Annotated in this window: 7 protein-coding genes; 6 read left to right on the top strand and 1 reads right to left on the bottom strand. The window is 55.8% G+C overall.

The features are described from left to right. From G547_RS19905 to G547_RS0102950, 6 genes are all read left to right on the top strand, one after another. A partial coding sequence (locus G547_RS19905) for a carbohydrate-binding protein (RefSeq protein ID WP_157209762.1) occupies positions 1-1393 on the top strand: 1393 nt, incomplete at its 5' end. 201 nt (positions 1394-1594) lie between these two features. Continuing rightward, positions 1595-2272, top strand: a complete 678-nt coding sequence (locus G547_RS0102980; protein WP_211224481.1) for a class I SAM-dependent methyltransferase — start codon at positions 1595-1597, stop codon at positions 2270-2272. Between the two features lie 342 nt (positions 2273-2614). Continuing rightward, positions 2615-4783 (top strand): glycoside hydrolase family 6 protein, encoded by a 2169-nt coding sequence (locus tag G547_RS0102965; RefSeq protein WP_169449420.1) that lies wholly within the window; start codon positions 2615-2617, stop codon positions 4781-4783. 295 nt (positions 4784-5078) lie between these two features. Next, positions 5079-5285: a ParD-like family protein gene (locus tag G547_RS0102960; protein ID WP_027328554.1), complete on the top strand. Its 207-nt coding sequence runs from the start codon at positions 5079-5081 to the stop codon at positions 5283-5285. Then, the gene (gene map / locus G547_RS0102955) at positions 5278-6063 is read left to right on the top strand and encodes a type I methionyl aminopeptidase (RefSeq protein ID WP_027328553.1); all 786 of its coding nucleotides are present in this window, start codon (positions 5278-5280) and stop codon (positions 6061-6063) included. The genes G547_RS0102960 and map overlap by 8 nt, the downstream gene beginning before the upstream one ends. Before the next feature lie 116 nt (positions 6064-6179). Further along, a complete protein-coding gene (locus G547_RS0102950) occupies positions 6180-7328 on the top strand; it encodes a glycoside hydrolase family 88/105 protein (RefSeq protein ID WP_084645589.1) in 1149 nt (382 codons plus the stop codon). A gap of 132 nt (positions 7329-7460) precedes the next feature. On the opposite strand, the gene G547_RS22475 is transcribed toward G547_RS0102950, so the two are convergent. Beyond that, a complete protein-coding gene (locus tag G547_RS22475; protein ID WP_084645587.1) occupies positions 7461-9419 on the bottom strand; it encodes an endo-1,4-beta-xylanase in 1959 nt (652 codons plus the stop codon). Positions 9420-9647 lie beyond the last annotated feature (228 nt).

Genomic DNA, 9647 nt, shown 5'->3' with positions numbered 1-9647 from the left:
CTCCTATTCATCCACGATCCCCGCCGCAGGCTGGGGCAACTGGACTGAAGTGGCCGTCGAGGGCATTGAAGTGAGTGGCGGCAGCTGTCAGATCGGTATCACCACCGAGGACAGCGAGTGGACCAGTATCGACGACGTCGTGTTTGAACGGGTCTCCGGTGGCGAGCCCACCACGGTCGTGATCGAGGAAGCGGCCGGCCTATGCGGCGTGGATGGCTCCATCGACACCAACCACTCTGGCTTCAACGGCAGTGGTTTCGCCAACACCGACAACGCCACAGGCAACGGCGTGAACTGGACCGTCAATGTCCCGAGCAGCGGCAACTATACGCTGGAGTGGCGCTATGCGAACGGCGGCTCGGCCAACCGGCTCGGTAACGTAATGATCAACGGGTCGAGCCAAGCCATGATGGATTTCCCCGCGACGGGTTCTTGGACCAGCTGGACGTCAGCGAGCGCGGAAGTTGTTTTGAGTGCCGGCGAGAATACGGTCCGCCTGCAGGCGACCACCAGCCCGGGGCTGGGGAATATCGACTCGTTGAGCGTAACCGGCGACAGTCCACAGGCGGTCCAGTGCGGAAGCAATCCCGGTAATGGCTACCCCTTGGGCAACCCCCCCGTGCCTAGCGCCGGCTGTGGTCAGTCTCCCGGCTTGGGTAGCGGTACCCACACGATGACCAGCGCTGGTCTTCAGCGAGAATACATTGTCTCTCTTCCGGACAGCTACGATTCCAATACGCCCTACCGAGTGGTTTTCGGGATGCACTGGATGGGCGGAAGCGCCGAGGCTGTGCAGGGCTGGTCCCAGTGGTTCGGACTCAAAGCGCTCGACACAGAGCAGAACACGATATTCGTTGCGCCTCAGGGATACACGAATGGCTCTCCTTGGCGCGGTGATGACCTCGACCACGTCTTTTTCGAGCAGTTGAACGCGCATCTTGCCTCCAGCCTGTGCATCGACACATCAAGAGTCTTCTCCGTTGGGTTCAGTTTCGGGGCCATGTACACCAACGCTCTGGCGCAAAACCATCAGGACCTCCTGCGGGGCGTGGTGGTGTACGCTACCGCCGACTACAATATCTACTTCCCCGAAAACACCGGCGAGCCCCTCGCTTACATGGGTGTGCACGGGTTGGACGACCCAACTTGCCCCATTGAGTCTGGACGCCGCTCTCGAGACCGGTTCGTGGCGAACAACGGTTGCATGTCACCCAATAATGTACCCGAGGCCAGCCCCGGCAGCGGCCACGTCACCTACGATTATGATTGCCCGGACAACTACCCCGTGCGCTGGGCCACGTTCGATGGAGGACACAACTATCCTCCGAACAACGACCCCATTGGCTCGTCTTGGGTTCACCCTGCCACATGGGAGTTCATCACCCAGTTCTAGCGCCAACGCAGTACTGTCGAAAAGCAGCGCTCCTGCGAAAGGCCGGGCGCTGCCCTCTATTCGTGGTCAAAGCCAATGCCCACCAAGTTGGATCATCGCACTCTCCCTACTACTTTTGAATGGTTTTCTGTATATTCACAGAGAACCTAGCTTGTTAGCTTTATTATTCTTGGCGGTTAGCCCACTACAGTGAGATTACCGATGGACAAGTCATCAGACATCAAGAAAGAAGCGTTGGACCCGAAAGAACTGGCGAAGCACCTGCGTCAGCCGCAAGGCTCTATTGGGCTAGAGGTTGGTACGACCATGAATACGGTGAACGCCGGGGTCAATCGGGCCTGCCATCAACTTCTTGCGCTGGAAGGCTCAGACCGCGTACTGGAATTGGGGCCCGCGAACGGGCGCTTCGTTTCCGAACTACTCCAGGCTAACCCCGGTATTACTTACACAGGCGTTGACTGGTCTGACGATATGGTGGCTGAAGCAGAGCGCACCAACGCGGAATGGGTCGCTACGAACCAGGCGCGATTTCTCCAAGGCAATTCGGACAATTTGCCTTTCCCGGACAATACCTTCGACAAGGTATTGGCGGTGAACACGCTCTACTTTTGGGACAAGCCCGCTGACCACCTCGCCCAGGTCGCTCGGGTTATGCGCCCCGGCGGCCTATTCTGCCTGGCTTTTGGAGATCGCTCTTTCATGGAGACGCTGGCTTTTACCGCCTACGGATTTATGCTCTATGACCGACAGAGCGCTACCGCGCTTTTGGAGCGCAACGGCCTTCGTGTTGTTGAGGCCCAAGAATACCGAGAAATGGGTAAAAGCAACACGGGCGAGCCTGTCGAAAAATTTGGCCACGCTCTAGTGTGCACCATTTAGAATTTCACTTTCCTCCGCCCCTCTTCACGCTAGTTATGAGTAGTAGGTCTCACTTTCCCTCACCGGGACCTACGCTTTTGTTATAACTGTGATGCCACCGACAGAATGTCCCAACCCGCCCTGTAAAATCAGCAACCACCACACTTTGTGACGAGCTGTGGTCGTCCCAAAGCGGAGAGAGCACACCTTTACCCATCCTTTTGGTACGAGTGTCCCCTCAACGACCGTCACCAATAATACTTTTTCACCCCTACACAACGCCATTGGATGTCTGAAAAAGACATCCACGGAACCAATGCGGCTCAATTTACGATCGGCATTTGGTTCATTACGGAGAATGCAATGCGAAACGAAAAATTGCGGTGGCCCGCCCATCGCCTGATGAGAGGACTGTTGGTTATAGGCTCAGTGGCGGTACTGTCTGCTTGTGGCGGCTCCAGCGGCTCTGACAATTCCGGCGGTAACGGCGCGGAGTCCTCCTCGGCGGGTAACAGCTCAGCATCGGCCAGCCCGAATCCACCCGAGAACAACTCCAGCGATAGCGTCAGCAGCTCGACCCCATCGGAAAACAGCTCCAGCGCGTCTATGGACAGCTCTACCCCTGCTGACAGCAGCAGCTCCAACGCTTCCACCGATAACCCTACGCCTCCGGCCAGCAGTTCAAGCGCTTCGGTGGGAACGACACCGATTAATAACTCCAGCGCCTCCGCCAGTAGTGCGGATGCCGCAACGAGCAGCTCGAGTGCTGAAAACAGCAGCACCGGCGGGTCAAGCGCGAGCTCTGACGATTCAAGCAGTCACTCCAGTGCTTCAAGCAGCAGCTCCGAATCATCGACAAGCAGCGTCAGTTCGACCGCCAGTAGCTCCTCCGCACCTGGCGAACCGGACCAGGAAGCGATCAACATCGTCGATCCGACCACCTATGACGGCAGCATTCCTTTGGACCAGCAGGCCAAAGGCACCCCTGGGGAGAGCTTTCAGACTGAGGGCAACCCCTTTGAAGACTCGTATTTTTACCTGAGCCCCGACATCAAAACCATGATGGACTATTCGTTAGAACTCGTGGAAGCCGAGGGCAATACCGAGCTGGCCGATAAGATCAAGTACGTGCAACGTCAGCCGAGCGCCGTCTGGATGGATTCGATCGCCACCATTTATGGCGATCCGGAAGCGGGCCGGCGATCTCTGGAAGGTCACCTGGATGCGGCCGTCGCCCAGCAGCAGTACTTCGCTGAACAGGACGGAGAGATGTCTCCTATGACCATCGTGGTCATTATTTACAACCTCCCCGATCGCGATTGTGCGGCCTTCGCCTCCAATGGCCAGCTGTGCGAAGTGGGAAAACCGGGCGTCGAGCATCCGGTGCTGGACGGGATACAACGCTACCGCGAGGAATACCTGGGCGTTATTGTCGATACCTTCAACAAGAAGCACGAGTATAAGAACCTGCGTATCGTAGCGATGCTGGAGCCCGACTCTTACCCCAACATGATCACCAATACCACACTGAATCCGGACGGCCCCTCGCTTATTTGGCCGGAGCTGACCACCGACAACGGCACCACCTACTGCGACACACTTCTGGAAGAGTACTATGCACCTGGTCTTGAACCCGGTTTAGGAGTCTACGGCCACGGCTTGCAGATCGCGATCGAAGAGCTGCACAAGCCGGGCAACGTGTACACCTACCTGGATATTGGTCACGCCGGATGGTTGGGCTGGGATGATTCCATGAACAACCAGAGCAACCTAAAACGCGGGGTTGAAGGCTTTCTGAAGTTGATTGAAGGTGCCAATACTGACGGCATTAGCGGCTTTGAGAAGGTGCGAGGCTTCGCGTCGAATACTTCGGGCTATACGCCGGTCGAGGAACCTGCCATTTCAAATGCCGAAGCGGACCGTGCCGCGCTGCAGGACTTCTACGAGTGGAACAAGGCAGTCGATGAAATGACTTATATCGACTCGTTCAATGCACGGGTTCGCTCAGAGCAGCCGGACTTCGAACCCGGGTTTATTATCGACACCGCGCGTAACGGCTGGGGCTTCCCCGGTCGCCCACAACCCGGCAGCGTTGCCAAAGGCACGGACAGCAGCCAGCGTGTCGATCAGCGCGCTCACCGTGGCCACTGGTGTAACGTGGATAAAGCCGGTGTGGGTGAAATGCCCAAAGCCAGCCCCGACAGCACGCGCCCCCATCTGGATGCGTTTTTCTGGATGAAACCACCGGGTGAATCTGACGGAATTTCGTTTGACGTGGAGGACTATCCCGTCGGGTCGGATGCCTATAACGCTCTGGATGACATCGACCGTGCGATTGTGGATGCGGCCAGCAACCCGATCTACGACGGCAAGCAGTTGGATACCATGTGCATTGCCGGTGAAGTTCGAGACGGCAACCTGGCGGTCCAGCCCATCCCCGAGCTGGCACCCCACGCCGGCGGCTGGTTTCACAAGCAGTATCTTATGCTGATTGAGAACGCCTATCCTGCTTTGGGCGAAAGCGATTATTAGGTAATCGCGTTGAAAGTCAGCCTCTACAACTAACGTAAACGCTCAAAAATCCTCGTCATTTGACGGGGATTTTTAGTTTATACAGAAAGCCAGAGACCCTCCGCTAAAATATCCACAGGTGAACGCAGAACTATTGACGCTTCACTTTGGCTTCACAACTTTTCACATTTTTTCACTGGAAACCAGACTGAAACCGGTCCAAAAAGCATCTTCTTGTGTGATTGAGTTTTGAGTGACTTGCACCCACCCAACACTTAATATACGATTCATGTATGTTTCGTATATCGAGGTCATTATGGGCATAGTAAAGATCAACGACGAATTGCATGAGGAGGTTCGCAAGGCAAGTACGGCCATGGTTCGGTCGATCAACGCGCAGGCGGAGTTCTGGATCAAGGTCGGCATGCTGGCGGAAACCAACCCGGGCATGACCTTTACCGAGATCATGCGCTCAGAGCTGAAGAATGCGAATGTGGCGTTGGCAAGTCTCGCCCATGAGTGATATTCGGATCAAAACGCCCGACCAGTTGGCGCTGATGCGCGAGTCCGGGCGCCTGCTGGCCTCCGTATTTGCCTATCTTGATCCCCTGGTCAAGGAAGGCCTCTCCACCATGGAGATCAACAACCTGGCGGAACGGTTTATCGTCGACGAGTTGCACTCCCGCCCCGCCAGCAAAGGTCAGTACGGCTACCCTTACGTCCTCAACACCTCGGTGAACCAGGTGGTCTGTCACGGCATGCCCTCGGAGGCGCACAAGCTGAAGACCGGGGACATCATCAACGTGGATATCACCCTGGAGAGGAACGGCTATATCGCCGACTCCAGCAAGATGTATCTGATTGGCGAGGTCTCTCCCGTCGCCAAACGGCTGGTGAATCAAACCTACGAGGCGATGTGGAAGGGTATTCAGACGGTGAAGCCCGGGGCCACACTCGGTGATATTGGCCACGCCATTCAACAACACGCGCGAGAGAACGGGTATTCAGTCGTTAGGGAGTACTGTGGCCACGGCATCGGCACTGAGATGCACGAAGCGCCTCAGGTACTGCACTTCGGCGTGCCCGGGAAAGGCGTGGCTCTTAAAGAGGGAATGACATTCACCATTGAGCCCATGATCAACCAGGGTAAGGCGAAGGTGAAAACCAAGCGCGATGGCTGGACCGTGGTCACAGCGGACAAGAAGCTTTCCGCGCAGTGGGAGCACACCATTGCGGTAACAGCCGATGGTTATGAAGTGCTAACCCTGCGGGATGAAGAGCGCCTGAAAATGAACCCTTAGCGACCGGGCGTTTGGGTCGGTCCTACGCCCTACATTCTTTACATTCATATTTATATGATTTATCTTCATTCGATAGTCTAATCATAACGTTCAGCTTCTATCGGAATGGAAATAGCATGAAACCACAGCGCCTGCGCCCTCTGTTACCCGTACTCCCCGCACTGTTTGCCCTCACCGGGTGTGTGACCCACGACCAGGGGCCCACCTCTTCCCTGCCCCAGGCGGCGACCGTAAAGGAACAGCTGACTCGCGCCAACGATTACTGGCAAAGCGAACACCCGCAACCCGGCTGGGCCTTTTGGGAGCATGCCGCCTATCACACCGGCAATATGGAGGCCTACTTCGTTACCGAAAACCAGGACTATCTGGATTATTCCCTTCGTTGGGGTGAGCGCAACGAGTGGATGGGAACCAAGTCGGACAAACCTTCCGAGTGGAAATACGGCTACGGGGAAACCGACGAGTTCGTGCTGTTCGGTGATTGGCAAATCTGCTTTCAAACGTACATTGACCTCTACCAGATCAAGGGCGGCCAAGAGAAAATTGCCCGCGCCCAGGAGGTCATGGAGTACCAGATGAGTACCGAACCGTCGGATTATTGGTGGTGGGCGGACGGCCTGTATATGGTGATGCCGGTCATGACCAAGCTCTATCAGGTTACCGGCGATGAGCTGTACCTTGAAAAGCTGCACGAATACTTCAGCTATGCCAAAAGCATCATGTACGACGAAGAAACCGGGCTGTTCTTTCGCGATGCCAAATACGTCTACCCCGAGCACAAGAGTCTGAATGGCCACAAGGATTTCTGGGCGCGCGGCGACGGTTGGGTATTCGCCGGCCTGGCGAAAGTATTGGCGGACTTGCCCGAAGACCACAAACACCGCAGCGAATATCTCAGCATTTACCGGAAAATGGCGGCCACTCTGGCCGAAGCACAGCAGCCCGGCGGCTACTGGACGCGCAGCCTGCTCGACCCCGAACACGCACCAGGTTATGAAACCAGCGGCACGGCCTTTTTTACCTATGGCTATCTTTGGGGGATCAACAACGGGCTTCTCGACAAGGAAGCGTACTTACCCGTCGCGGTGAAAGGCTGGCAGTATTTGTCCAACACGGCGCTACAGGAGAATGGTATGGTCGGCTACATCCAGCCGATTGGTGAGCGCGCCATTCCAGGCCAAGTGGTCGATGCTGACTCCACAGCCAATTTTGGCGTGGGCGCCTTCCTGCTCGCCGCCTCGGAGATGTACCGCCTTCTGAATTGATGCTAACTCCCCCCCTCCTTGTTGCCTCCGTTATGCGCCGCACAAGGTCACGCACTTCGCCATAAAAGCGAAGATGCCCCCGAAGGGGATGGGCCGCCACGCCCACAGAACAGACGTGGCGGGTGGGTGGGGTTACCCCGCTGAACAGGATACGCCATTGAACGCGTTCGCAACGCCTTGCAGGGCGGGCTTCGCAGACAGGTCAGCATTGAACAATAGAGGCCAGACATCGTCATAATCCGCACCGGTGGCGCTGCGGAATACTCTCATCAGCCAGCTCTGATCATCCGTGAGCCCCCATACTGTGAACCCTCCGCGCTGAGCGGCGGGTACTGTGTCGAGATAGACTTTGGCCACTTCGCAGAACCGGATTTTCTGCGCCTGGGCCAACTCCGCATCATATTCCGGCTGAGGCGGTGGATCTCCCGCGCCGTATGGATTCACCACAGAGATGTCCAGCTCAGTTACCTTCACCTTCAACCCCATATCCACCACCGCCTGAAACGCATTTTCGAAGTGGCTCAGGCTCGGGTAGTTCATATAGATATGCATTTGAAACCCGACACCGTCGATCGTGCCCTGCTCGTTCAACCGCTCAGCGATTTGTAGGGTTTTATTCAAGCGGCCCTGGTTTGCGGTGTTGTCATAATCATTATAGTAAAGATCCAGCTCAGGCTTGGCGTTATGAGCGGCCTGAAAAGCGACCTCAATATAGGGAGGAATCTCACCTGCGGCGGGCGGTTCATAGTCGTAAAACGGTGAGTGACGCCGTCCGTCGGACGTGCCAGTATCCACAGCTTCGTTGACTACATCCCAACTGGCGACAGTGTCACCGAACGCCTCATCGAAGTGAGTGATAATATTGGTTGCATGCTCGGTCAGCATGGCTTTCCAGTCACCGTCATACCCTTTCATAAAGTCGGGCACCTGATAATCGGAGTGCCATACCAGGACATGACCGTGAACGGTCATGCCATTGGTTTGAGCGAAGTTTGCCAGCTGGTCCGCATCCTCATAGGTGTAAACATTCTCCTCGGGGTGCAAGTAGCTCATTTTCATGATGTTGCCGGCACTGACTTGATCGAAGTGGTCGACAATCACCTCTTGCCGCTGCGCGGCATCGCCGATATTGAACATACTGTATTCGCTCTTGCCAGCCGTCACAGCAACCCCCACAGGGAAGTCAGCAAGCATCGACAACTGAAAATCAGGCTCGATTGAAAAGTATCCGTTGGAGTTAACGCTGCTGGAAAAGGCGGCTTCACTGGATGAGCTGGATTCGCGGCTAGAGCTAGACGACGAAACGCTCCCATCGAAAGGGTTGCCAAAACCGATGGAACCGTTACAGTGCAGCATCTCCGAGTAAGAACCCGCGCCGCACTCTCCGTCCCAGGCCCCGGTATTGTCTTGCTGGTTTTCCGCCTGGTATGTGACGCCGTTTACGATCACGTAGTCAACTTGGACGTCGCGATCACCTGAGTTGTTCGTGTAGGCAACGCGAAGCTCCCCAGAAACATTGGTATTCACGCTGTAGTCCAGCATCCCGATGCTCAGTGTCCAAGTTTCAACCGTTTGACCACCGACTACCAAGCTGACGCGCTCCTCGCCAGTCACGCCACTCATGCGCACGGTAACGCTGTTGTCGCCGCCTGTAGCGGAACTGACAGAGCTGGAGGAACTGCTTGAACGGCTGGAGATTTCGGAGCTGGAGCTGGTTGATGTGCCACCGCCTTCGACGTCGAAGGTCGCAATGCTGGGCGAGCCACTACCACTGGCACAGAAACCAAAGTTGGTGCTGCTGCCCGGGGCCACGTTGGCGCTATAGGCGACGGGGGTCACGCTGTCTCCGCTCAGGTTGCCATTCCACAGGTTGTTGATCGTCGTCCCGTTCAGATCGAGCCCAACGGCCCAGTTAGTTATATCAGTGGTGCCATCGTTGGCAACAGTCACACTGGCACAATAACCAGTCCCCCAATTGTTGTTCACGTTGAGCGTGGCTTCGCCCGCCCCCGCAGTTATGGCGTGGGCGGCGTGGACAGAAACAAATACGGCCGCTGCACAAATACATTTACATTGTATTCGTTTTATCATGGTAGAACTCCTAAAAATAGTGCGTAATTATGTTTTACCTCCACTCTACTTCCTCCGCAGTATGACGCCGAGCTAGCAGCTACATCATGAGGCATTTTCGCAAGAGATTATGAAAATCGGTCTGGCGAAGTATAGTTGTCCCACACACACAAATACTTCCTGTTTTCCACAACAAACTGCCCAAACCCTAAGTGTTTTTCCCAAATAAATACCAAACTCTGCCCCCCT

Origin of the sequence: Marinimicrobium agarilyticum DSM 16975 (assembly GCF_000423345.1) — a bacterium.
Taxonomy (GTDB): Bacteria; Pseudomonadota; Gammaproteobacteria; order Pseudomonadales; family Cellvibrionaceae; genus Marinimicrobium; species Marinimicrobium agarilyticum.
The sequence above is the reverse complement of the archived record's forward strand: the minus strand, read 5'-3'. Positions and strand labels throughout refer to the sequence as shown.

What these genes read in the sequence shown, in the direction of transcription:
- G547_RS0102980 (WP_211224481.1), top strand. Translation starts at nt 1,595, where the DNA reads ATGGACAAGTCATCAGACATCAAGAAAGAAGCGTTGGACCCGAAAGAA.
- G547_RS0102965 (WP_169449420.1), top strand. Translation starts at nt 2,615, where the DNA reads ATGCGAAACGAAAAATTGCGGTGGCCCGCCCATCGCCTGATGAGAGGA.
- G547_RS0102960 (WP_027328554.1), top strand. Translation starts at nt 5,079, where the DNA reads ATGGGCATAGTAAAGATCAACGACGAATTGCATGAGGAGGTTCGCAAG.
- map (WP_027328553.1), top strand. Translation starts at nt 5,278, where the DNA reads ATGAGTGATATTCGGATCAAAACGCCCGACCAGTTGGCGCTGATGCGC.
- G547_RS0102950 (WP_084645589.1), top strand. Translation starts at nt 6,180, where the DNA reads ATGAAACCACAGCGCCTGCGCCCTCTGTTACCCGTACTCCCCGCACTG.
- G547_RS22475 (WP_084645587.1), bottom strand. Translation starts at nt 9,419, where the DNA reads ATGATAAAACGAATACAATGTAAATGTATTTGTGCAGCGGCCGTATTT.